This window comes from Longimicrobium sp. (assembly GCA_036389795.1).
Lineage (GTDB): Bacteria > Gemmatimonadota > Gemmatimonadetes > Longimicrobiales > Longimicrobiaceae > Longimicrobium.
In genome coordinates this window covers 1-23,135 of the sequence record DASVWD010000126.1, presented here as the reverse complement: position 1 = coordinate 23,135, position 23,135 = coordinate 1, and the positions used below count along the sequence as shown (strand labels likewise).

Below are 23,135 nucleotides of genomic sequence, written 5' to 3'. Positions count from 1 at the left end.
GCTTTCGTCATGGAGACCCTCCTGCTCACCCGCTCCGACGTCGTCCGGCTGCTGCCGCTGTCCCGCTGCATCGACGCCGTGGAGGCCGCCTTCCGCCAGCTGGGTGAAGGAAAGGCGCAGCCGCCGGCCACGCTGGCGGTTCACGCCGAAGGCGGGGCCTTTCACGGAAAGGCGGGGCTGCTGGCCTGGGGCGACCGGGTGTACTTCGCGGGGAAGCTCAACGGCAACTTCCCCGTGAACGCCGGGCGGGGACTGCCCACCGTCCAGGGGCTGGTGATGCTCTGCGACGGGAGCGACGGCCGCGTGCTCGCCGTGATCGACACCATGGAGCTGACGGCGCTCCGCACGGCCGCCGCCACCGCGGCCGCCGCGCGCGTCCTGGCCCGGGCCGGCGCCACGGTGGCCGCGGTGATCGGGTGCGGGGTGCAGGGCCGCCACCAGCTGCGTGCGCTGGCGGCCGTGCTGCCGCTTCGCCGGGTGGCGGCGTTCGACCTCCACCCGGAACGCGCCCGGGCGTTCTGCCGGGAGATGGCGGCCGAGCTGGGGATCGAGGTGGTGGCCCGGTCGGACGCGGGCTCGGCCGCACGGGGGGCCGACGTGGTCGTCACCTGTACCACGGCGCGCGAGTTCGTGCTGGGACCGGGCGACGTGGGACCGGGCACGTTCGTGGCCGGCGTGGGGGTGGACAGCGAGGCCAAGCGGGAGCTGCACCCGGCGCTCCTGGCCCGGGCGCGCGTGGTCACGGACCTGCGCGACCAGTGCGCTCGCATGGGTGACCTGCACCACGCGCTGCAGGCGGGAGCGCTCACCCTCGCGGATGTCCACGCCGACCTCGGGGAGGTGGTGGCGGGGCTGCGGCCGGGGCGGATCGACGACGACGAGATCACCGTCTTCGACTCCACCGGCATCGCGCTGCAGGACGTCGCGGCGGCGGCGGTGGTCTACGAGGGGGCTGCCGCCGGCGGTTCGGCGCGGTCCCTGGCGTTCGGCTGATGCCGGCCGCGAGGAATGTCGATGAGCGTGGCCGGGGCTGAGAGAACGCCGGCAGAGACCACCGCGCCGCCGGCCGCCCCGGTACCGTACTCGCTTTGGGAGCTGGTGAGATACTTCCTGCGGCTGGGCGCCATCGGGTTCGGCGGGCCGGTGGCGCTGATCGAGTACATGCGGCGCGACCTGGTGGAGGAGCGCCGGTGGATCCCCGCCGACGAGTACCGCGACGGGCTCGCGCTCTCCCAGCTCGCGCCCGGGCCGCTCGCGGCGCAGCTGGCGACGTACCTGGGCTACGTGCATTACGGGGTGCCGGGCGCCACGCTGGTGAGCCTCGCCTTCGTCCTCCCCTCGTTCCTGATGGTGGTCGCGCTCGGGTGGGCGTACGTGGCGTACGGCGGGCTCGCCTGGGTGCAGGCCGTCTTCTACTCGGTGGGCGCGGCGGTGATCGGGATCATCGCCCACAGCGCCTACAAGCTCACCCGCAGCTCCATCGGCCGCGACCGGCTGCGCTGGGCGGTCTACCTGGTCTCCGCCGCGGTGACGGTCGTCACCGAGTCCGAGATCGTCTGGCTCTTCCTGGCGGCCGGCGTGGTGGTGTGGCTGGTGAGAGCGCCACCCCGCACCTGGCGGATGACGGGTGGCCGGCTCGCCGCGTTCGCAGCGCCGGCCGCCCCGCTCGCGGCGGCCGGCGCGGGCGCGGACGCCGGGATGCTGGGGCGGATCTTCGGCTTCTTCCTGTACGCGGGGTCGTTCGTCTTCGGCAGCGGGCTGGCCATCGTCCCCTTCCTCTACGGCGGGCTGGTGAAGGAGCGCGGGTGGCTCACCGACCACCAGTTCCTCGACGCCGTGGCGGTGGCGCTCATCACGCCCGGGCCGGTGGTGATCACCACCGGCTTCATCGGCTACCTGCTGGCGGGGCTCGCCGGCGCCTCGGTGGCGGCGCTCGCCACCTTCCTCCCCGCCTACGTCCTCACCATCCTCCCGGCCCCGTACTTCAAGCGGCACGGCAAGCGCCCCGGCATTGCGGCCTTCGTGGACGGGGTGACGGCCGCCGCCATCGGCGCCATCAGCGGGGCGGTGGTGGTGCTCGGGCGCCGCTCGGTGGTCGACCTGCCGACCGTGCTGATCGCGGCCGTCGTGCTCGTGCTGCTCTGGCGGAAGAAGGTCCCGGAGCCGCTGGTCGTGCTGGCGGCCGCGCTCGTGGGGCTCGTCGTCCACCCGCTGGTGCGCGGTTAGCGCCCCGGGTGCTCCCCGTCCCCTGGAATCGAGGAGGGAGGCGTGCGCTGGGTGACCCGCAGGAACGCCAACGTGGACCGGATCGCCTGCCCGTGGCTGATCCGGCGCTTCGTGGACCCCGACGCCGAGTTCGTGTACGTGCCGCGCGACACCGACCCGGCCGCCGTCACCGACGGCATCCCCTACGACATGGCCGGCGTGGAGCTGGGGCACGTGGACGGCCGCTGCAGCTTCGAGTCGATCCTGGTGAAGTACCGGCTGGACGACCCGGCGCTCGCGCTGCTGGGGAAGATCGTGCACGGCGCCGACATCCCGGCCGACCTGCCGGCCTCTCCCGCCCAGGCGCACGGGCTGCGGGCCATCGCCTACGGCTTCGCCGAGCTGCACGGCGAGGACGACCACGAGAAGATCCGGCTGGAGAGCCCGATGTACGACGCCCTCTACGCCTGGTGCCGGCGGCAGGTGGAGCATTCCGGCGCCGCCGCCTGAGTCCGGGGCCGCCGCGCTCCCGGGCGGGCGGCGCGCCCGGCTGGCGCGCGGGCTGGGGCTGGACCGCGACACCGCGGCGGTGGCCGGCGCCGTCTTCCTGATGGGGCTGGGCGAAGACCTCTGGAAGCGCTTCATCCCCAAGTACCTGGCCGCGCTCGGCGCTCCGGTGCTGGCCATCGGGCTCTACGGCACCGCGCGCGACTTCCTGGACGGCGTCTACCAGTACCCGGGCGGGTGGGCGGCCGACCGCTGGGGCCGCCGCCGCGCGCTCCTCCTCTTCGTCGGCGCGGCGGCGGCGGGGTACCTCCTCTTCTGGCTGGCGCCGTCGTGGCCGTGGGTGTTCGCCGGGCTCGTCTTCTCGATGGCGTGGTCGAGCATGGCGAGCCCCGCCCTCTTCGCGGTGGTGGGCGACGCGCTGCCGCGGGGGAGGCGCGCGGTGGGCTTCGCCGTGCAGTCGGTGCTGCGCCGCGTGCCGATCGCCGCCGCGCCGACCCTCGGCGGACTCGCCATCGCCGCGTACGGGGTGCGCGGGGGCGTGCGCGTGGGGCTGCTGGTGACGCTCGCGCTGGCGGCGCTCACGCTCGCCTCGCTCTCGCGCATGCGCATCCCGCTCCCGGCCGAGTCCTCGCGGGCGCGCCTGCGCGATGTCTGGCGCTCGCTCCCGGGGCCGCTCCGCCGGCTGCTCGTCTCGGACATCCTGGTGCGCACGTGCGAGGGGATGGTCGACGTCTTCCTGGTGCTCTGGGCGATGGACGTCGCCCGCGTCTCCGCCCCCCAGTACGGTCTGCTGATCGCCGTGCAGATGGGCGTGGCGATCCTCTCCTACCTCCCCGCCGCGCGCTTCGCCGAGCGCACGGGGCAGAAGCCGTTCGTGGTCCTCACCTTCCTGGCCTTCTCCGCCTTCCCGCTCGCCGTCGCCTCGTCGCGCGGCTTCGGGGCGCTCCTGCTCGCCTTCGTGGTCGGCGGCCTGCGCGAGATCGGCGAGCCGTCGCGCAAGGCGCTGATCGTGGACCTGGCCGAGCCCGCGTACCGCGCCCGCACGGTGGGCCTCTACTACCTGGTCCGCAGCCTCGCCATCACCCCCGCCGCGCTGGTGGGCGGGCTGCTCTGGAAGCACGACCCGTCGCTCCCCTTCCACGTCGCCGCCGCCATCGGCCTCGCCGGGACCCTCGTCTTCGCGCTCACCGTCGACGAGCGGCACCTGCGGGACGAGGGGATCTGAGCCTCGCTTCGACGGCGGTGGCGTGGAGGCCGCCGGGGATGCCCCCTCCCCGGCCCTCCCCCGCCCGCAGGAGCGGGCGGGAGAGGGAGAACAGCGCGCGAAACGACCGGTGTTTCGTAGGGGCGAGCATGCGAGTCCGAGCATAGACAGCATCCGCGCAGAAGCCCGCCTGCCGCGCACGAGCCTGGCCCCACCGGTCGAGGCATGCCTCGCCCCTACGGGAGCGAACCGCGTGCGGCCGAGAGGCTGCGCGATGCGAAGAAAGGCTCCCTCTCCCGCGCAGCGGGGGAGGGCGGGGGGAGGGGGCGGCATCCCCGCCGCCGCGCGAGTCCCGCCGGAGCACGAGAGAACCTCGCCTGAACCCCCTTGACAGGAGCCCTCCGCGGCTTCCGCATCTCCCTCTTTGACAAACGCCCTCCGCCACGCTAGGTTGGATGGCGTGATTATTGCAGCCTCCCCCGCCGCTTCCGCCCCCCGTGTGGGCCGATGAGCACCCGGGTCCTCGGTGTCATCCCGGCCCGTCTCGGCTCGTCCCGACTCCCCCGCAAGCCGCTCCACCCCATCGCCGGCAGACCGCTCGTGGAGTGGGTCTGGCGTCGCGCCGTGGAGAGCGGTGTATTCGGCGCCGTGGTGGTCGCCACCGACAGCCCGGAGGTCGCAGAGGCCGCCCGGGCCTTCGGCGCCACCGTCGTACTCACGCGCGCCGACCACCCCTCGGGGACCGACCGGGTGGCCGAGGTGGCGCGGCGGCCGGAGTGGCGCGATTTCGCGGTGATCGTGAACGTGCAGGGCGACGAGCCGTTCGTGCGCACCGATCACCTGGAGGCGGCCATACGGCTGGTGCGGGACGAGGGGTGGGAGGTGGGCACCGTCGCCACCCCCATCGCCTCGGCCGGGGAGTGGCGCGAGCCGGCGGTGGTGAAGGTGGTGCGGGGGAGCGACGGGGGCGCGCTGCTGTTCACTCGCGCCCCCGTGCCGCACCCGCGCGACGCGGAGCCCGACTTCGCCGGCGGGGCGTACCTGCGCCACGTCGGCGTCTACGCTTATACCCGCAACGCGCTCCTGCGCTGGGTGTCGCTCCCCGAGGGCGAGCTGGAGCGCATCGAGAAGCTGGAGCAGCTGCGCCCGCTGGCCGCCGGGGTGAAGATCGGCGTGGCGGTGGGAGAGCCGGCCGAGGGCGGGGTCGACACCCCGGCCGACGCGGCGCGCGCGGAGCGCATCATCCTCAGTCGACGCCGGACCGACACCCCCACCCTGGAGAGAGCCCTCCCATGACCGCCCTGAACACGGCGCCCACCAAGTACATCTTCGTCACCGGCGGCGTGGTCTCGTCGCTGGGGAAGGGGATCGCCGCGGCCTCCATCGGGCGGCTGCTGGTGGAGCGGGGCCTGAGGGTGACGATCCAGAAGTTCGACCCCTACATCAACGTCGACCCCGGCACGCTCTCACCCTTCCAGCACGGCGAGGTGTTCGTCACCGACGACGGGGCGGAGACGGACCTGGACCTGGGCCACTACGAGCGCTTCGTGGGCGAATCGCTCTCCCAGGCCAACAGCATCACCACGGGGCGGATCTACCAGGACGTGATCACCCGCGAGCGGCGGGGCGAGTACCTGGGCGCCACCGTGCAGGTGATCCCGCACATCACCGACGCCATCAAGGGGGCCATCCGCCGGCTGGCGCCCAACCACGACGTGGTGATCACCGAGATCGGCGGCACGGTGGGCGACATCGAGAGCCTCCCGTTCCTGGAGGCGATCCGCCAGTACCGGCAGGAGGTGGGGCGCGAGCACACGCTGTTCGTGCACCTGACGCTGATCCCCTACATCGCCGCGGCGGGGGAGCTCAAGACCAAGCCCACGCAGCACTCGGTGCGCGAGCTGATGGAGATCGGGATCCAGCCCGACGTGCTGATCTGCCGCGCCGAGCACGCCGTCAGTCCCGAGATGCGGCGCAAGATCGCGCTCTTCTGCAACGTGGACGTGGCGGCGGTGATCGAGGCGCGCGACGCGTCCACCATCTACGAGGTGCCGCTCGACTACCACCGCCAGCGGCTGGACGAGCTGATCGCCGCCAAGCTGGGGCTGGAGACCGAGCGCCCCGACCTGGCCGAGTGGCGGCGCCTGGTGGAGCGCATCAAGAACCCGCGCAACGGCGCCGTCCGCATCGCCGTCGTCGGCAAGTACGTGGCGCTGGTGGACAGCTACAAGTCGGTGGCCGAGGCGCTCAAGCACGGCGGCATCGCCAACGACGCGCACGTGGAGATCGACTGGCTCTCCTCGGAAGACTTCGAGAACGGGCAGAGCGCCGAGAAGCTGCGCGACTACCACGGGCTCCTGATCCCGGGCGGCTTCGGGGTGCGCGGGGTGGAGGGGATGCTCTCGGCGATCCGCTGGGCGCGCGAGAACGGGCTGCCGTTCTTCGGCATCTGCCTGGGGCTGCAGACGGCGATCATCGAGTTCAGCCGCTCGGTGTGCGGGCTCCCCGAGGCGCACTCGGCCGAGTGGGAGCGCGACACGTCGGACCCCGTGATCTGCCTGATGGACTCGCAGCGCCAGGTGACGGACCTGGGCGGGACCATGCGGCTGGGCGCGTACACGGCGCGGCTGGCGCCGGGCTCCAAGGCGGCCGAGATCTACGGTTCGCATGAGATCAGCGAGCGGCACCGGCACCGCTACGAGGTGAACAACGCCTACCGCGAGACGCTGGAGGAGCGCGGGATGCGCGTGAGCGGCACCTCGCCCGACGGCAACCTGGTGGAGATGATCGAGCTGCCCGGCCACCCCTGGTTCGTGGCCACCCAGGCGCACCCGGAGCTCAAGAGCCGCCCGAACCAGCCGCACCCGCTCTTCGCCTCGTTCATCGCCGCGGCGGTGGCGCGGCGCGGGCCGGTCGCGAGCCAGCAGCCGGCGGAGGAGTCGGCCGGGGCGCAGCCGCCGGCGCGGCGCGAGCTGGCGGTGGCGGGGGATTGAGGAGAGGCCCGGGCTGCCGGGGTTTGCCGGGCGATTGAAATCGCGGCGACAACGACAGGAAGTCCGCCTTCGCGGACTGCTCGCCGCGGCTCGCTGATTGGTTGTTGGAACAGGATGATCTTCGCCTTGCAGCCTACGCAGGGAGGCTTCCTGTGGTTGTAGCCGCGGATTCATCCGCCTTCAGCGCGGAGGGCGGCGAGACACGATGATGGGTGGAGTGGAGATGGCGCAGGGGACGTCGATAGAGGCATCGCCATCGGTCGCGGAGCTGTTCCGCGTCGGCGCGCCGTTCTTCCTGATCGCGGGGCCGTGCGTGCTCGAGGGCGAGCGGCTCAACCTGGAGATCGGCGAGGCGCTCGCGCGGCTGGCGGACGACCTGGGGCTGCCGGTCCTCTACAAGGCGTCGTTCGACAAGGCGAACCGCTCCTCCGCCGCCTCGCCGCGGGGGCCGGGGCTGGAGCGCGGGCTGGAGCTGCTGGCGCGGGTGCGCGAGGAGACCGCCCTGCCGCTGCTCACCGACGTGCACGAGCCCGCGCAGTGCGGGCCCGCCGCCCAGGTGGTGGACGTGCTCCAGATCCCCGCCTTCCTCTGCCGGCAGACGGACCTGCTCGTCGCCGCGGGGGCCACGGGGAGGCCGGTGAACGTGAAGAAGGGGCAGTGGATGGCGCCGCGGGAGATGCGCGGCGCGGTGGACAAGGTGCGCGCGGCCGGCTCGGCCGCGGTCTCCGTCACCGAGCGGGGGACCTTCTTCGGCTACGGGAACCTGGTGGTCGACATGCGCTCCTTCGCCGAGATCCGCGCCGCGTGCGGCGTCCCCGCGGTGTTCGACGGGACGCACTCGGTGCAGCGGCCGGGCGAGGGCGCCGGGGTGAGCGGCGGCAACCCCGAGCACATCCCGGCGCTGGTGCGCGCCGCCGCGGCCGCCGGGGCCGACGCGCTCTTCCTGGAGGTGCACCCCGAGCCGGCGCGGGGGCTGTCGGACACCACCAACATGCTCCCGCTGGCGAGCCTCCGCCCGCTGCTGGAGCAGGTGCTGGAGATCCGCGCCGCGCTCGGTCCCATCGTCGTCGAGGAGGCGCGTGGCTGAGGCGGCGGAGCGCATCCCGCGCGGGCTGGCGCGGCGCGTCCGGCTGGTGGCGCTGGACGTGGACGGGGTGCTGACCGACGGCGGCATCTACCTGGGCGCCACCGACGCCGGCGAGCGCGTGGAGCTGAAGCGCTTCGACATCCAGGACGGGCTGGGGATCCGCATGATCCAGGAGGCCGGGATCACCGTCGCCATCGTCACCGGGCGCGAGAGCCACGCGGTGCGGCTGCGCGCCGAGGAGCTGGGGATCACCGAGGTGCACCAGGACCCGAGCGCCGCCAAGCTCCGCATCTTCGAGGAGATGCTCGGGCGCCTGGAGATCGGCTGGGACGAGGTCGCCTTCGTGGGCGACGACCTGCCGGACCTGGCGATCCTGCGGCGCGTGGGGCTCCCGGCGGTGGTCGGCAACGCCACCAGCGACGCGCGGGCGTGCGCCGTCTGGGCCGCCCGGCGCGAGGGCGGGCGCGGCGCGGTGCGCGAGTTCGCGGAGGCGCTCCTCTCCGCGCGGGGCGCGTGGGCCGAGCGGGTCGAGGCGTACGTGCGCGACCGGGAGGCGGGGCGGTGACGGCGGTCGACGCCTTCGCGCCCGTCGGTGGCCTCTCCGTGGAGGAGGCGCTGCGGCGCGCGCGGAAGGTGATCCGCCAGGAGGCCCAGGCCGTGGCCGCGCTGGAGGAGCGCATCGGCGAGCCGTTCGCCGGCGCGGTGGAGGCGATCCTGGAGTCCGGCGGGCGGGTGATCGTCTCCGGCGTCGGCAAGTCGGGGATCGTCGCCCGCAAGGTGGCGGCGACGCTCACCTCCACGGGGACGCCGGCCACCTTCCTCCACCCGGTGGAGGCGCTGCACGGCGACCTGGGGATCGTGGGCGCGGGCGACGTGGCCGTCCTCCTCTCCCGCAGCGGCGAGAGCGAGGAGCTGCGCGGGCTGCTGGAGCCGCTGGGCCGCATGGGCGTGCGGCTGGTGGCGATGGTCGGACGCACCGACTCGTCCCTGGCGCGCCAGGCGGAGTTCGTGCTCGACTGCTCGGTGGCCGAAGAGGCGTGCCCGCACGACCTGGCGCCCACCTCGTCGACCACGGCGGCGCTGGCGATGGGAGACGCGCTGGCCGTGGCGCTCCTGCTCCGGCGCGGCTTCGGGCGCGAGGACTTCGCCCGGCTGCACCCGGGCGGCGCGCTGGGCCGGCGGCTCCTGCTCACCGTGCGCGACGTGATGCTGACCGGCGACCTGCCGCTCCTGCCGCCCACGGCCACCATGCGCGAGTGCGTGGTGCAGCTGGCCGAGCGGCGCGGGACGGTGGCGGTGGTGGACGAGGAGCTAAAGCTTTTGGGCGTGGTGACTTCGGGCGATCTCACCCGTCTCATGGAGCGGGAGGAACACTTCTTCGGGATCGCCGTATCGGAGGTCATGACGCGCGACCCTCGCACCGCCGAGCCCGACCAGCTCGCCGCCGCGGCGGTGGGGCTGATGGAGCGGCACGGCGTGATGGCGCTCCCGGTGCTCGACGACCATCGCCGCGTGGTGGGGATGGTGCACCTGCACGACCTGATGCGCGCGGGCGCGGTGTGAGTACGGAAGTACGAAAGTACGGGAGTACGAGGTACGGGGTACGGTCGAGGTCGGTTCGTAGGGGCGAGGCATGCCTCGACCGCGCCGGCCGTCGCGCGGATGGTGTCGAAGGCACCGCGAGATTAAGTCGTGCTAAGTCAGCCCTAACCAAAGCCTAAGCGCTTTGCGGGGTGCAGGAAGCATATGATTCCCCCGTCCACGCGGCCGATCCGGGACCCGCACCGAGACGGGGGAGAGATGAAGCGAGATGGGTACGAAGAAGCGCAACCTGGCACTGGTCTGCATCACCGCGGCGAGCGCGCTCGCCGCGGCGTGCGGCCCCACTCCGGCGGACCCGGGGACGGGGCAGATCGAGGCCGACGCCAGCCAGGTCACCTACAAGATGAACATGAAGATCACCGAGGACGGCCTGCTCAAGGCCGACCTCGACGCCGACACGGCCATCACGCCCGTCGGCGACACGCGCACGCAGCTCAGGGTGGTGCGGCTCACCTTCTTCAACCCCGGCGAGCCGCCCAGCAAGCTCACCTCGAAGACGGGCGAGTACGACCAGCAGTCGGGGCTGATGATCGCGCGCGGCAGCGTGGTCCTCGTCACCCCGGGCGACAAGGGGATGCGCACCATCAAGAGCGAGGAGCTGCACTGGGACCAGAAGGGCGACCGCGTCTGGAGCGAGAAGCCCACCACCATCACCGAGGCGGGGCAGACGCTGATCACGCAGGGCTTCACCTCCAACAGCAAGTTCACCAACGTGACCGGGACCAACGCGCGCGTCACCGGCGTGCGCGTGGGCGAGGGGGGGATCCGCTTCTGATGCGCCGCGCCCTCGCCCTCCTGCTCGCCGCACTGGCGCTCTCGGCCGCCGCCGCTCGTCCCGCCGCGGCCCAGAACACCTGCGAGCTCGTCTACCAGAACGGGCCCTGGAGCTCGGTGGGCGATCCGGCCAACCGCGTGATCGCGGCCGACGGGCCGCTGCTGGTGCGCTGCTCGGGGGGCGAGGAGCTGCGCGCCGACAGCGCGGTGATCTACCAGAACATCAACGAGGTGCACCTCTTCGGGCAGGTGGACTACCAGGACCCCACCCGGGCGCTCACCTCCGACCGCGCCACCTACAACTCGCAGACGGGGCGCCTCTACGCCACCGGCAACGTCGTCTTCACCGACAAGAACCGCGGCAGCACGCTCCGCGGGCCCGAGCTGGAGTACTTCAAGGCCATGCCGGGGCGCCCCGACCCGCAGGCCATCGCCGTCGGGCGGCCGCACCTCACCATCACGCCGAAGCAGCAGAGCGGCGGCCGCCGCCGCGAGCCGATGGAGGTGGACGCCGACCGCGTGACCTCCATCGGCGACCGCTTCATGACCGCCGAGGGGAACGTGGTGATCGTCAGCCGCGACACCCGCTCGACGGCCGAGGAGGCGCACTACGACGCCACCGAGGAGCGGGTGGAGCTGCGCCGCCGCGCGGTGGTCGACGGCGAGAAGTACGACCTGCGCGGCGACTTCATCGAGAGCCGGCTGAAGGAGGGCGAGCTGCAGCAGGTGCTCGCGCGCGGCAACGCGCAGATGGAGAGCGAGCGGCTGACCGCCACGGGGCCGCAGCTGCAGCTCTTCTTCGAGCGCGAGCTCCTGCAGCGGATGGTCTCCAGCCGCCAGCCGGGGAGCCCGGCCCCCGATTCTGCGGCGCGCTCCGAGGCCGGGGCGCGCTCCGTGGCCCTGGCGAAGGGCTTCCGCATGGAGGCCGACTCGATCGAGGCGGTCTCGCCCGACCAGCGGCTCAAGCAGGTGAACGCGGTGGGCAGGGCGCAGGGCGTCTCCTGGGACACCATCCCCCAGCCGTCGCTGGTCCGCCCCGACTCGGGCGCCGCGGTCGTCCCCGTCGCCAACCGGCCGATGACCGAGCCGCCGCCGGGGATCGACCAGCGCGACGTGCTCACCGCCGACACCATCATCGCCTTCTTCCGCCCGAAGCGCGGCGCGGCCGCCGCGGACACGGCGCGGCGCGGCCTAGTGCGCCCCGACACCGCCCCGCGCGGCCTGGTCCGCCCGGGCCCCGGCCGGCCCGCGCCGGCGAGCGCGGACACGGCCCAGGGCGACACGGCCGACACCGAGATCGAGCGGCTGCTGGCGATCGGCGACGCGCGCTCGCTCTACCGGCTGAAGAACGACTCGGCGGGGGCCAGGCGGGGGCGCCCCGCGCTCAACTACCTGATCGGCGACCGCATCGACCTCACCTTCGAGGACGGCGAGGTGGACGTGGCCCACGTGCGGGGGCTGAAGAAGGGCGTCTACCTTGACCCCGAGCAGGCGGGGAGCCAGGTCGCTTCCGATTCCGCCGCCGCGCAGGGGGGACGGCGGACGCCGCCGCGGGCCGCTCCCGGCGCGGCGCGGCCGGCGGGCGCCGGGCAGCCGCCCCGCCCGGCGCCGGCCGCGTCGCCCCCGCCCGCGCCGCCGGCGCCGTCCGCGCAGCCGCGCCGGACGCCCGCGGGAGGGACGCGCCCGTGAGCGAGCACGCCTTCGAGCGGATCGTCGCCGGCCTGGGCCCGGCCGACGTCTCCACGCTGATCGCGCTGCGCGCCCTGGTGAGCGCCGACGACGGGGTGAACGCGGTGGAGCGCGCGCGCTGGCTCACCACGGTGGCCGAGGAGTACCGGCGCTGGTACGGCCCCTCGGCGGGGCAGGCGCCGGGGAACTTCCCCGCCGGCGAGACGGTGCGCTACCTGAACGAGCACGTGGTGCAGGCCCTGGCCACGGGCGGCGCGGTGGAGTTCCTCGACGCGGAAGGCTACGCCGTCCCCGCGCCCAACGGCGCCGGCAACTGGAGCGCCGTCCGGCTGGCCCCCTGGGCGCTGGACGAGGCCCGCGAGCACGGCAAGGAGCGGCTGCTGGACCTGATGGACGCGCGCATCCGGGCCATCCTGGCGGACCGGCAGCCCCAGGCGATGGACCTCCTGTACCGGCCGCTCATGGACCTCCACGGGCGCCTCGAGCAGGAGCTGCGGGACAACCCGTTCCTCGACCTGTCGGAGAGGGACGTCGAGGCGATGGCGCGGGAGGAGGAGAAGCCGGAGGCGGCGGCCGTCGCGGAGCCTCCCCCGGAGCCGCGGCCGCACCTCGGGCCGGAGCTGGACCACGCCCCGCTCGCCGACCTGCACCCCGAGGGCGAGCACGCCCCCGCGCGGCGCCGCTCCATGCTGGTTCCCGGCGGGCTCACGCTCTCCGCCAAGGGGATGGTGAAGGCGTACCGGGGGCGCCGGGTGGTCAACGACGTGGACGTGCACGTCGCGCAGGGCGAGATCGTGGGGCTGCTGGGGCCGAACGGGGCGGGGAAGACCACCACCTTCTACATGATCGTGGGGCTCATCCGCCCCGACCGGGGCCGCGTCTTCGTGGGCGAGCGCGAGGTGACGCGGGTGGCCATGTTCCGCCGCGCGCGCCGGGGGATCGGCTACCTGGCGCAGGAGCCGTCGATCTTCCGCAAGCTCACCGTGGAAGAGAACGTGATGGCGATCCTGCAGATGATGCGGATCCCCAAGGCCGAGCGGAAGCGGCGGCTCGAGGTGCTGCTGGACGAGCTGTCGATCAAGCACCTGCGCAAGACCAAGGCGTACGCCCTCTCCGGCGGCGAGCGGCGGCGGCTGGAGATCACCCGGGCGCTGGTGTCGGAGCCCAAGTTCATGCTGCTGGACGAGCCGTTCGCCGGCGTCGACCCGATCGCCGTGCACGACATCCAGCAGATCGTCTCCGACCTGCGCCGGCGCGGGATCGGGGTGCTGATCTCCGACCACAACGTGGAACAGACCCTGGACATCGTCGACCGCGCCTACATCATGTACGAGGGGCGGGTGCGGGTGTCGGGGACGGTGGGCGAGCTGGTGTGGAACGACGAGGTGGCCGAGATCTACCTGGGCCCCACGCTGACGGCGCGAATGCGTGAGCGGTATCCCAATCCGAGAGAAGACGAGGCGGTATGAAGACGGGCCTGTACCAGGGGACCACCCTCAAGCAGGAGATGAAGATCAACCCTCGCCTGTACCAGGCGATGGATCTCCTGTACATGCCTCTCCTGGACCTGCAGCAGCACCTCAAGCAGGAGCTGCTGAACAACCCGTTCCTCGACCTGGTGGAGGGCGACGTCGAGGAGATGGTGGAGAAGGAGAAGGAAGAGGAGAAGGACGAGGACGAGATCGACTGGGAGGAGATCCTCCTGAACGGTTTCGAGACGGGCGGCCGCCGCGAGGAGTACGAGGAGCGCGAGTACTACGAGCCCGTCTCGGTCGACACCAGGGAGCTGGGCGACCACCTGCACGACCAGCTCACGCTGCTGCGCCTCTCCGAGCGCGAGCTGCTGCTGGGCGAGGAGATCATCGGCAACGTCAACGACGAGGGGTACCTCGAGTGCGGGCTCGAGGAGATCGTGGTGGCGCTGAACGACTTCTGCCACGAGACCGACGCCTGGGACGGCGTGCGCCCGTACACGGTCGACGAGGCCGAGCGGATGCTCCGGGTCATCCAGAACTTCGACCCGCCGGGGATCGGCGCGCGCGACCTGCGCGAGTGCATCCTGCTGCAGCTGCGCGACGCCGTGGTGCAGGACCTGATCAAGGAGACGGGCGAGGGCGAGCCGCCGCTGGCCGAGGTGGAGGAGCGGCTGCAGCAGAGCCTGGCGTACCGCATCGTCGACCAGTACTTCGACCAGCTGATCAACCACCGCTGGAGCGAGATCAGCAAGGAGCTCAGCATCACCCCTCGCGACGTGCAGGACGCGGCCGACGAGGTGGCCAAGCTGGACCCCAAGCCGGGGCTCAAGTACGCCAGCCACGGCGACAACTACATCATCCCCGACCTGATCGTCGAGAAGATCGACGGCGAGTACCTGGTGTTCCTGAACGACACCAGCCTGCCGCGGCTGAAGCTCAGTCGCACCTACCGCGACATCGCCAAGGACAAGAAGAAGTTCGTGGGCGAGAACAAGGAGTTCATCTCCAACAAGCTGAACTCGGCCAACTGGATGATCCAGGCGATCGAGCAGCGCAGGCAGACGATGCTGAAGGTGATGAACTTCATCGTCGACCGGCAGCGCGACTTCTTCGAGAAGGGGGTGCAGTACCTCAAGCCGCTCACGCTGCGCGAGGTGGCCGAGGTGATCGACATGCACGAGTCGACCGTCTCCCGCGTGACCAACGAGAAGTTCGTGCAGACGCCGCGCGGGGTGTTCCCGCTCAAGTTCTTCTTCTCGTCGGGGCTGTCGACGACCTCGGGCGAGGACGTCTCCGCCCGCGGGATCAAGGCGCAGATCGAGAAGCTCGTCGGCGAGGAGGACCCGGCGCACCCGCTCACCGACCAGGCGATCGTGAACATCCTCAAGGACGAGGGGATCCAGATCGCCCGGCGCACGGTGGCCAAGTACCGCGACCAGCTCGGCATCCTCTCCGCGCGGATGCGCAAGCGCGTGTGAGCACCCTGGCCCGCGAGGCGGCCGCCTCGCACTCCCCGGCGCCCGACGCGGCTCCGACGCAGGCGCTTCCGGTGGTCCCGGAGGCGCTTCGCCGCAACTTCGGCGTGCTGGTCCCCGCCTTCGACGAGGTGGAGAACGTCCCCGCGCTCTTCCGCGAGCTCCGGGCGACGTTCGAGCGCCACGGCCTCGCGGGCGAGGTGATCCTGGTGGACGACGGCTCGGCCGACGGCACCTACGAGGCGGCGCTCCAGGAGGCGGAGCGCTTCCCGCGGACGAAGGTGCTGCGCCACCGCAGGAACCTGGGGAAGACCGAGGCGATGGTGACGGGGGCGCGCTCGGCGGAGACCGAGTTCCTGGTGCTCTTCGACGCCGACCTGCAGCACTCCACCGAGGAGATCCCGCGCTTCCTGGCGAAGCTGGCCGAGGGGTACGACATAGTCTGCGGGCGCAAGGTGGGGCGCTACGAGAAGGCGGCGGTGAGCGGGGCGTACAACCGCCTGTCGCAGGCGCTCTTCGAGGTGCCGGTGCGGGACCTCAACTCGATGAAGGCGTTCCGCGCCGAGATCCTGCGCGAGATCCCGCTGCGCCACGACTGGCACCGCTTCTTCGTGGTGCTGGCCCACGCGCAGGGGTGGTCGGTGGGCGAGATCGACATCGAGCTCCACCCGCGGCGCGCCGGGAGGCCCAAGTTCACGGGGCGCCGCCGGGTGCTGGTGGGGGTGGGCGACCTGGTGGTGGTCTGGTTCTACCTGAAGTTCAGCGAGAAGCCGATGCAGTTCTTCGGCGGGACGGGCCTCGTGCTCATCCTGCTGGGGCTGCTGGTGGGGCTGGCGACGGTGGTGCTGCGCGTGGTGCACTGGATGCCGCCGTTCGGCTACCGGCCGCTGCTCACGCTGGTGGTGCTGCTGGAGACGGTGGGCTTCATCATCTTCGGCTTCGGCTTCATGGCCGAGCTGATCGCCACGCTGCGCGCCGAGGTGGACCAGCTACGCAGGCGCTGAGCTCCGTCGGAACCGGAAAACAGCAGGTCTCACGCAGAGTCAGCAGAGGAACCCCTCCGCGACTCTGCTGACGTTTCTTTTTCGAGGTTCCTGTCAGGGCGCGGAGGCGCGCTCGAGCGCCGCGAGGCACTCCTCGCGCACTTCCCACGCCTGTCCGATGGTCAGGCCCCGCGGCTGCATCCAGTCCCAGAGCAAACGCTGGTAGACCGCGAGCTTGTATGCGGCGATGTGCTCCGGCGCGATCGGCTCTTCGTGGAGGAAGACGATGCGGTCGAGCGTCCCCTCGTCGCGGGTGAGCGAGATCCGCCGTCCTTCGTAGAGCAGGTGGCAGCCGGCGTCGAGAACCGCGTCGAGGCCATGCCGCCGCAGGACCTCGCCCACGCCCGGCGTGTTCTCCTCGTCCATCTCGTAGACGGCGAGCACGAGCCGCACGGGCACGCCGTGCTCGGCCGCGAGCGCCGCCAGCAGGGCGTGCTTCGCGGCGGGGGTGCCGCGGCCTGCCAGCAGCAGCCGGCGGAAGTCGGGGCGCTCGGCGGAGTGCACCGTCGGCAGCAGCCACACGTGGCGGGCCGCCCGGTGGAAGTCGTCCAGGCCGCGCCGCAGGAACGCGCGCGCCGTGGGGCTGCTCGGCGACAGCCGGAAGTTGGGAAGCGCGAGGAGGTTCACCGCTCGCCGCCGGGGAAGAGGATCACACCCGCACCATCTTGCGTCAGCAGCGTGACGAGCCATCTCGGGCCAATCTGACCAGCACGAGGGTGCCCTGCAAGCCGTGATGAAGGGATGGGGATGGCTCCGCGCCGCTGGTGTCACTGGCTGGCGGATTGATGCGTTCTCCGGCGGCGAGAGAAACATCCATCCCACGCGGAGAGCCTGCATGCATCGAATCCTTCGTCTGTGCGCGGTCGTGTTTCCGCTCGCGGCTTTCGCGGGCTGCGACAGCTTCGTTCTGCCGGGCTTCGACGGCGCGGAGCCGGTGTCCGGCGAGCTCATCGCCATGCGGCAGCGCTGGGAGGCGCAGGGGATCGACGACTACCGCTACCGCTACTTCGCCACCTGCTTCTGCCTCTTCGACGAAGAGGTGATGATCACCGTGGAGGACCGGCGGATCACGTCGGTGCGGCTGGTGAAGAACGGCGAGGCGGTCCCGCGCGAGGACTGGTGGCTGTTCCCCACCGTCGACGAGCTGTTCGCCCGGCTGGCCTCGGCGCAGCGGTCGGGCACCTACAACGACGCGGTCTTCCATCCGCGGCTCGGCTACCCGATGACGGCCACCATCGGCACCCTGGAGAACGACGCCGGCGTGCGGCACCAGCTGCGCGACCTGGAGCCGGCCGACTGAGCGGCCGCGGCCGACAGGCTGCGAAGCCCCCGGCCGCGCGACCGGCCGGGGGCTTCGTCCTGGCTACAGTGTGCATCCCTACGGTATGTCATTCCGAGTGGAGCCCGGTGCGCCGGACTTGCGTCTGCACCGTCACCGGCCGGGCTCCCGAGGAATCTACCCACGGCTGCCACGAGGCCGGATCCGTGCGCGGAACCAGCCACCTGGCAGGGTGAGAAGATTCCTCGGGCGCCGCCCGGCTTCGGCATGGCAACGGCTTCGGAGATGCGGCGCCGCTCGGAATGACATCTCTCCAGGAGGTTTGGTCAGACGCTGATCTCAGGATTCGGCATCGATTCACGCGAACCCGGCGGCGGCTGGAGGGTAAACGGGCGTCTGCCGGAGTCCGTTCATCGCCGCCACCGAGTCGCAGGAACCCTTCCCGATGCGCCGAAGCTTCCTCCTGATCGCCGTCGTCCTCCCGCTCGCGGGCACCGCGTGCGCGCACCGGTCCGCGCCGGCGCAGGCCACCCAGGCCGCGCAGACCGCCGCGGCGCCGGCCGACAGCGAGCTGGCGCGGGCGCGCCGGCTGTGGGCGGAGAAAGGGCCGAAGAGCTACCGCTACCTCTACCGGGCCAGCTGCTTCTGCTACATCCGCGACGAGCTGGAGATCGTGGTCGAGAACGGGCGGATGACGTCGGCGCGGCGCACGAAGGACGGCGACTGGGTGGCCGAGACCTTCTGGGTGGCGTTCCCCACCGTCGACGAGCTGTTCGACGCCATCGAGAAGGCGCGGCGCGAGGGCACGCCCGTCGAGGCGCGCTACGACCCGGAGCTGGGCTACCCCACCGACGTCACCATCGGCACCATGGCGAACGACGCGGGAGTGCGGCACATCCTGCGCGCGCTGGAGCCGCTCGGGCAGCGCACCATCTGATCCAGATCCAGAAAAACCATCGGGTCTCACACAGAGCAGCAGAGTCAGCAGCGAAATTCCTCTGCTGACTCTGCGTGAGAGAATATCGAACTCCCACAATCGTTTGTGCATTCTTGCGTGAGATAGGGAGATGTCATCCTGAGAAGCGTCCGCCGATCCTCACATCTGCACCGGCGCATGGACGCTTCCGAAGGATCTATGGGCCGCATTGCAAAGATCTCTGCCATCACGGGCCATAGATCCTCCGGTCGCCGCCAGACATCGGTGCCGCGACAGGTTCGGCGCAGCGCTCCCTCAGGATGACACTTCCTTTGCACACCGTGCGAGAAGGGTGATGCGCGCGCGGAGGTCCGAAACGGCCGGCGGGCCTTGTCCGCGTGCGCCGATCTTCGTATCCTCCAAGCACTTCCCCTCGTCCGAACTCCCCTGACGGCTTCCGGGGACGCCCATGGGCATCATCCTCTTCTCGATCCCCTTCTTCTTCCTGCTGATCGGGGTGGAGCTGGCGTACAGCGCCTGGTCCGGCCGGCGGCTGCTGCGCCTCAACGACTCCATCGCCGACCTGAGCTGCGGCATCCTGAGCCAGCTCTCGGGCGTGTTCTCCAAGCTGCTCACCATCGGCATCTACATCCAGGTCGAGGCGCACTGGGCGGTGCAGCGGTGGATCCCGGGCGCGCCCTCGTGGCCGGAGGGGGCGCCGCTCGCCCGCGCGGAGGCGTTTCCCTGGATCGCGGTGAACGCGGCGGCGCTGGCGAGCTGGGCGGCGGTGTTCCTGCTGGTGGACCTGGCGTACTACTGGAGCCACCGGCTCTCGCACGAGGTGAACCTGCTGTGGGCCGGCCACGTGGTGCACCACTCCAGCGAGGAGTACAACCTGGCGGTGGCGCTCCGGCAGAGCTCGCTGCACGGGATGATGACGTGGGTGTTCTACGTGCCGCTCGCCCTGGTCGGCATCCCCTGGCAGATGTACGTCTCGGCGTACGCGCTCAACCTGGTCTACCAGTTCTGGATCCACACCCGCGCGGTGGGGAGGATGGGCTGGCTGGCCGAGGCGGTGCTGAACACGCCCTCGCACCACCGGGTGCACCACGGGCGCAACCCGAAGTACCTGGACCGCAACCACGGCGGCGTCTTCATCGTGTGGGACCGGCTCTTCGGCACCTTCCAGCCCGAGGAGGAGGAGCCGGTCTACGGCCTCACGAAGCCGCTGCGCAGCTGGAACCCGCTCTGGGCCAACGTGCACGTCTTCGCGGAGATCTTCCGCGACGTGCGGCGCGCCCGCGGCTGGCGCAACCGGCTGATGTACTGCTTCGGCCCGCCGGGGTGGCGCTCCGACGCCGAGGGCGGCCCCGTGGCGCCGCCCGAGGTCACGCGCGCGACGGCGGAGTCTTTCGATCCGGTGATCCCGGCGAGCCTGGCGGGCTACGGCCTGGCGCAGTTCGTGGTGGCGCTGGGCGCCAGCCTGGCGCTGCTGCTCGGCGCGGACGCGCTTCCGCCGCACCACCTGGCGGCGGGGGGCTTCTACGTGGCGGTGAGCCTGGCGGGGGTCGGCGGCGTGTTCGAGGCGGTGAAGTGGGCGGGCCCGATCGAGGCGGCGCGCCACGCGGTGCTCGGCGCCGCCTGCCTGGTGCTGGGCGGGGTGGGGATGGCGCCGGCCTGGCTGGCGGCGGGCGGCTTCGTCTTCTGCGCCCTCTCGCTCGCCTGGTTCCTCTCCCGCCGTGGCCACCTCACCGAGACCGAGCTGGCGCCGATCATGTGATTCGGCGAGGGTGGAGGGCGAAGGCGGCTGAAGCCGCGGCAACGGCAGGAAGCCTCACGAACTGCGTGGGGCTTCAACTGCATGGGCTCCGCGTCGCCGAGACCTGTCGCAGCGGGGTGATCAGCGACGTTCTCTCGAGTCTTCGCCGTTCGCCGATCCGGATTACCGCCCAGCCTTCGGAGGCTTCGTGAGGTCCAGCATCACCCTTTCTCGCTGCGCCCGAGGTGGACTCCAGCGGGTGGCAGCGGGTGGGGCAGGTGCGTCACGGCCCGCAACCGCTCCGACTACGAGCGCCTGCGCGCCGCGATCTGGACCGTGACGCTCCCCGGGGGTGAGCGCGGCCGCCGCAGGCGATTCTTCTTCGCAGTACATCTCCGGTCTCCTGGGTCCAATCTGAACGGGCTACCCGAGGGCCGCGAAAACACCGATCCGGGATGAAGCTCTCCCTCCCGCCATGCCCCCCTTCACGGTTCAGAAGCTGATGCCCACGCGCTTCCTCCCGGGCTGTTCCGCGTACGTGCGCCTCTTCTCGACCTTGCTGCTCGTCCCGGTGCTGAACGGCTGCCGGGGGTCCCTGGTCGCGTCTGGGCTGGTGCAGCCCTCGCCGGAGAGCCTGGACCGGAATCGGGACTTCCAGTGGGTCAGGGACACGACTCCCCACTTCCTCGTTCGCGTCGAGGCGGGAAGCGGCACGGCCGCACGGGTCGACAGCATCGGGCTCGGGCTCGAGGCCGCCCTGCGCCGCGTGCTGGAAAGCCTGGAGCTGGGCGAGGAGACCGAGCCGATCCACGCCTATGCCGTGGCCTCGCCCCAGCGCGTGCGCGCGCTCCTGGGCCGCGAGGTGGGCGGACGCGCTTTCTTCGGCACGCGCGTCTTCGCCTTCGCGGCCGCCGGCGACTGGAACGCGACGGCACGGCACGAGCTGACGCACGTGGTGCTCCGCGGCCGCTGGCCGGGCGAGCCGGAGCAGTGGCTGAACGAAGGCGTCGCGACCTACGTGGGAGACCACTTCTACGGCAGGAACGTGCACCGGCTCGTGCGCGAGCGGCTGGTCGCCGGCGGCCGCGTGCTCCGGCTGCGCGACCTCGCGCGCGACTTCTCCCGCTATCCGGACGAGGTGTCGTACCTGCAGGCCGCGAGCGTCGCGAAGTACCTGCGCGAGCGCTTCGGCATGGCGGCCCTCCGCGCCGTCTGGGCCGGAGGCATCGCCGCGCTCCCGGGCGCGACCGGGCAGGACCTCGACGCGTTCGAGCGCGGCTGGCGGGAAGCCGTGGACCGGGCGGAGTAGCGCCGCGCGGCATCGAAGTCCGGTCCGAGCCGCCCGAGAGCTCGAGCCCCCGCCTCGATCCGTTCGAGGCGGGGGCTCGCCGCATGCAAGCCGAAGGCGATCCGGCGCGGCCTCACGCCAGCACGGCCGTCCGCGCGACCGGCGCCCGCTCCGCCGCGGCCGCGCGCTCGGCGCGGAGGCGGCGGAAGACGAGGATGTGGCCCAGGAGCGCGGCCGGCACCATCACCGCCGGGAGCCACACCCAGGGGAAGGCGGCGATCCAGGTGTTCGCCGGCTCGTTGTCGAACACGCGCAGCGGGGTGGGCGTGGAGAGGATGGCGATGGTGAGGATGTTCAGCAGCAGCACGAACCCGATCGCGTTCCACGCCGCCACGCCCCGCCGCGGCAGCCGTCCCGCCGCCAGCAGCCCCGCCGCGACGAGCGCCAGGACGCCGGTCACGATGTCGAAGTTCAGCCCCGAGTAGCTCATCTGCTCCGGCATCAGCCCCTCGGTGTAGGCGCGGTGCAGCAGCAGCTCCAGCGGGAGCCGGAACGCCTGCACGCCCACCAGCGCCGCGAGCGGCACCCCCAGCGCCAGCCGCTCGCCCAGCGGCGAGAAGCCGAGCCGCACCGTGAGGACCAGCATCACCACGATCATCACCATCACCGTGGGCGGCATGCCGAAGGTGAGCCGGCCCGCGGCGGCCAGCCCGCCCGTGAGCAGGAGCCAGGCGGCCACGCCCGCGGCCGCCCGGCCGGCCGAGCGGACGGCGTGCCCGCGGTCCAGCCCGCGGCGGGCGGCGGATGCGTGGACTGCGGCCACGAACGCGGCGGCCAGCAGGAGCGGCAGCGCCACGACGGAGGCGGTGAGGAAGGCGGAACCCTTGACCATGGGAGCATCTCCGTGCTAGAGTACGAGTGTCGTACTATCACAAAGTAAAGCGACCAATCCAAAAGCAAGAGTGATGATGGACCGGCGCTCCTACAACGAGTACTGCGGGCTGGCGAAGGCGCTCGACGTGGTCGGCGAGCGGTGGACGCTGCTGGTCGTGCGCAACCTGCTGCTGGGGCCGCTGCGCTACTCCGAGCTGCTGCGCGGGCTGCCGGGGATCACCACCAACCTGCTCGCCAAGCGGCTGAAGGAGATGGAGGAGGGCGGGCTGCTGGAGCGGGTCCGCTTCCCCGGCGCCGAGGGCGGGCACGCGTACCGGCTGACGCCGCTGGGCCACGCGCTGGAGCCGGCGATCCACGCGCTGGGGCGGTGGGGGTGGAACCGGATGGGCCGCCCCGCGGGCGAGCACCGCGACGTGGAGTGGCTGTTCGTGGCGCTCAGGCGGCGCTACCGCGGGGGCGCGCGCCTCGCGGCCGAGCTGCTGGCGGACGGCGCCCCCTACCGCTTCGTCCTGGCCGAGGACGGCGTGGAGATCGGGCGCGGCACCCTCGCGCACCCGGACGTCCGCGTCCGCGCCCCGGCGATGGCGTTCGTCACGCTCTTCCTCCAGGGGTGGCCGGAGGACGGCCTCCCCGCCGGCGTCGAGGTGGAGGGCGACGAGCGGGACTTCCGCGCGCTGGTCGACGCCTTCGAGCGCGGGGACCCCCTGGTGGCGCGCGCGGGCGTGGGAAAAGGTGGGTGATGCTCCGCGGATCTGGCCTCTCGACGCGATGTGTTTCGTAGGGGCGAGCCTGCGAGTCCGAGCATGGGCAGCATCGGCGCGGAAGGCTGCCTGTCGCGCACGGGCCCGGCATCCGCCGGTCGAGGCAGGCCTCGCCCCTACGGATGATGCGCCTCGCCGGTGGACGCGGGTTCCCATAAACGAGCGCGGGGTGGGCGGCCGGTCG

General features: G+C 72.1%; 21 protein-coding genes. 19 read left to right on the top strand and 2 right to left on the bottom strand.

The window, feature by feature from the left end; all coding sequences use genetic code 11:
* The first annotated feature begins 9 nt into the window (after positions 1–9).
* From VF746_16940 to VF746_16875, 14 genes are all read left to right on the top strand, one after another.
* The gene (locus VF746_16940) at positions 10–993 is read left to right on the top strand and encodes an ornithine cyclodeaminase family protein (GenBank protein ID HEX8694110.1); all 984 of its coding nucleotides are present in this window, start codon (positions 10–12) and stop codon (positions 991–993) included.
* Positions 994–1,098: 105 nt separating this feature from the next.
* The gene (locus VF746_16935) at positions 1,099–2,226 is read left to right on the top strand and encodes a chromate transporter (protein ID HEX8694109.1); all 1,128 of its coding nucleotides are present in this window, start codon (positions 1,099–1,101) and stop codon (positions 2,224–2,226) included.
* A gap of 42 nt (positions 2,227–2,268) precedes the next feature.
* Complete coding sequence (locus VF746_16930) at positions 2,269–2,715, top strand: chromate resistance protein ChrB domain-containing protein (GenBank protein ID HEX8694108.1); 447 nt, start codon at positions 2,269–2,271, stop codon at positions 2,713–2,715.
* A 79-nt stretch (positions 2,716–2,794) separates the two neighbouring features.
* Positions 2,795–3,937 carry an MFS transporter gene (locus VF746_16925; protein HEX8694107.1) on the top strand — a complete coding sequence of 381 codons (1,143 nt, stop codon included), beginning with the start codon at positions 2,795–2,797 and terminating at the stop codon, positions 3,935–3,937.
* Between the two features lie 486 nt (positions 3,938–4,423).
* Positions 4,424–5,212: a 3-deoxy-manno-octulosonate cytidylyltransferase gene (gene kdsB / locus VF746_16920; GenBank protein ID HEX8694106.1), complete on the top strand. Its 789-nt coding sequence runs from the start codon at positions 4,424–4,426 to the stop codon at positions 5,210–5,212.
* Positions 5,209–6,909: a CTP synthase gene (locus VF746_16915; protein ID HEX8694105.1), complete on the top strand. Its 1,701-nt coding sequence runs from the start codon at positions 5,209–5,211 to the stop codon at positions 6,907–6,909. The genes kdsB and VF746_16915 overlap by 4 nt, the downstream gene beginning before the upstream one ends.
* A 205-nt stretch (positions 6,910–7,114) precedes the next feature.
* Positions 7,115–7,996, top strand: a complete 882-nt coding sequence (gene kdsA, locus VF746_16910) for a 3-deoxy-8-phosphooctulonate synthase (protein HEX8694104.1) — start codon at positions 7,115–7,117, stop codon at positions 7,994–7,996.
* Positions 7,989–8,561 carry an HAD family hydrolase gene (locus VF746_16905; protein HEX8694103.1) on the top strand — a complete coding sequence of 191 codons (573 nt, stop codon included), beginning with the start codon at positions 7,989–7,991 and terminating at the stop codon, positions 8,559–8,561. Before kdsA ends, VF746_16905 begins: the two co-directional genes overlap by 8 nt.
* Entirely contained in the window at positions 8,558–9,559 is a 1,002-nt protein-coding gene (locus VF746_16900) for a KpsF/GutQ family sugar-phosphate isomerase (protein ID HEX8694102.1), read from the top strand. The genes VF746_16905 and VF746_16900 overlap by 4 nt, the downstream gene beginning before the upstream one ends.
* A 247-nt stretch (positions 9,560–9,806) precedes the next feature.
* The gene (lptC, locus tag VF746_16895) at positions 9,807–10,373 is read left to right on the top strand and encodes an LPS export ABC transporter periplasmic protein LptC (protein HEX8694101.1); all 567 of its coding nucleotides are present in this window, start codon (positions 9,807–9,809) and stop codon (positions 10,371–10,373) included.
* Positions 10,373–12,061: an OstA-like protein gene (locus tag VF746_16890; GenBank protein HEX8694100.1), complete on the top strand. Its 1,689-nt coding sequence runs from the start codon at positions 10,373–10,375 to the stop codon at positions 12,059–12,061. The genes lptC and VF746_16890 overlap by 1 nt, the downstream gene beginning before the upstream one ends.
* Positions 12,058–13,530 carry an LPS export ABC transporter ATP-binding protein gene (gene lptB, locus VF746_16885; protein ID HEX8694099.1) on the top strand — a complete coding sequence of 491 codons (1,473 nt, stop codon included), beginning with the start codon at positions 12,058–12,060 and terminating at the stop codon, positions 13,528–13,530. Before VF746_16890 ends, lptB begins: the two co-directional genes overlap by 4 nt.
* Positions 13,527–15,014, top strand: coding sequence for an RNA polymerase factor sigma-54 (gene rpoN / locus VF746_16880; GenBank protein ID HEX8694098.1), 1,488 nt, complete (start codon positions 13,527–13,529; stop codon positions 15,012–15,014). Before lptB ends, rpoN begins: the two co-directional genes overlap by 4 nt.
* Positions 15,011–16,015, top strand: a complete 1,005-nt coding sequence (locus VF746_16875; protein ID HEX8694097.1) for a glycosyltransferase — start codon at positions 15,011–15,013, stop codon at positions 16,013–16,015. Before rpoN ends, VF746_16875 begins: the two co-directional genes overlap by 4 nt.
* Positions 16,016–16,108: 93 nt before the next feature.
* On the opposite strand, the gene VF746_16870 is transcribed toward VF746_16875, so the two are convergent.
* The gene (locus tag VF746_16870) at positions 16,109–16,681 is read right to left on the bottom strand and encodes a hypothetical protein (protein HEX8694096.1); all 573 of its coding nucleotides are present in this window, start codon (positions 16,679–16,681) and stop codon (positions 16,109–16,111) included.
* 307 nt (positions 16,682–16,988) lie between these two features.
* Here VF746_16870 and VF746_16865 point away from each other — a divergent pair, with 307 nt between their 5' ends.
* From VF746_16865 to VF746_16850, 4 genes are all read left to right on the top strand, one after another.
* On the top strand, positions 16,989–17,354 hold the full coding sequence (locus VF746_16865; protein ID HEX8694095.1) for a DUF6174 domain-containing protein: 366 nt from the start codon (positions 16,989–16,991) through the stop codon (positions 17,352–17,354).
* A gap of 424 nt (positions 17,355–17,778) precedes the next feature.
* On the top strand, positions 17,779–18,270 hold the full coding sequence (locus VF746_16860; protein ID HEX8694094.1) for a DUF6174 domain-containing protein: 492 nt from the start codon (positions 17,779–17,781) through the stop codon (positions 18,268–18,270).
* Between the two features lie 448 nt (positions 18,271–18,718).
* Positions 18,719–20,029 (top strand): sterol desaturase family protein, encoded by a 1,311-nt coding sequence (locus VF746_16855; protein HEX8694093.1) that lies wholly within the window; start codon positions 18,719–18,721, stop codon positions 20,027–20,029.
* Between the two features lie 454 nt (positions 20,030–20,483).
* Positions 20,484–21,317 carry a hypothetical protein gene (locus VF746_16850; GenBank protein HEX8694092.1) on the top strand — a complete coding sequence of 278 codons (834 nt, stop codon included), beginning with the start codon at positions 20,484–20,486 and terminating at the stop codon, positions 21,315–21,317.
* Between the two features lie 112 nt (positions 21,318–21,429).
* Here the strand turns inward: VF746_16850 and VF746_16845 are convergent, their stop codons facing one another.
* Positions 21,430–22,188, bottom strand: coding sequence for a hypothetical protein (locus VF746_16845; GenBank protein ID HEX8694091.1), 759 nt, complete (start codon positions 22,186–22,188; stop codon positions 21,430–21,432).
* A gap of 73 nt (positions 22,189–22,261) precedes the next feature.
* On the opposite strand from VF746_16845, the gene VF746_16840 reads away from it, so the two are divergent.
* Positions 22,262–22,930 carry a helix-turn-helix domain-containing protein gene (locus VF746_16840; GenBank protein ID HEX8694090.1) on the top strand — a complete coding sequence of 223 codons (669 nt, stop codon included), beginning with the start codon at positions 22,262–22,264 and terminating at the stop codon, positions 22,928–22,930.
* Positions 22,931–23,135: the final 205 nt, after the last annotated feature.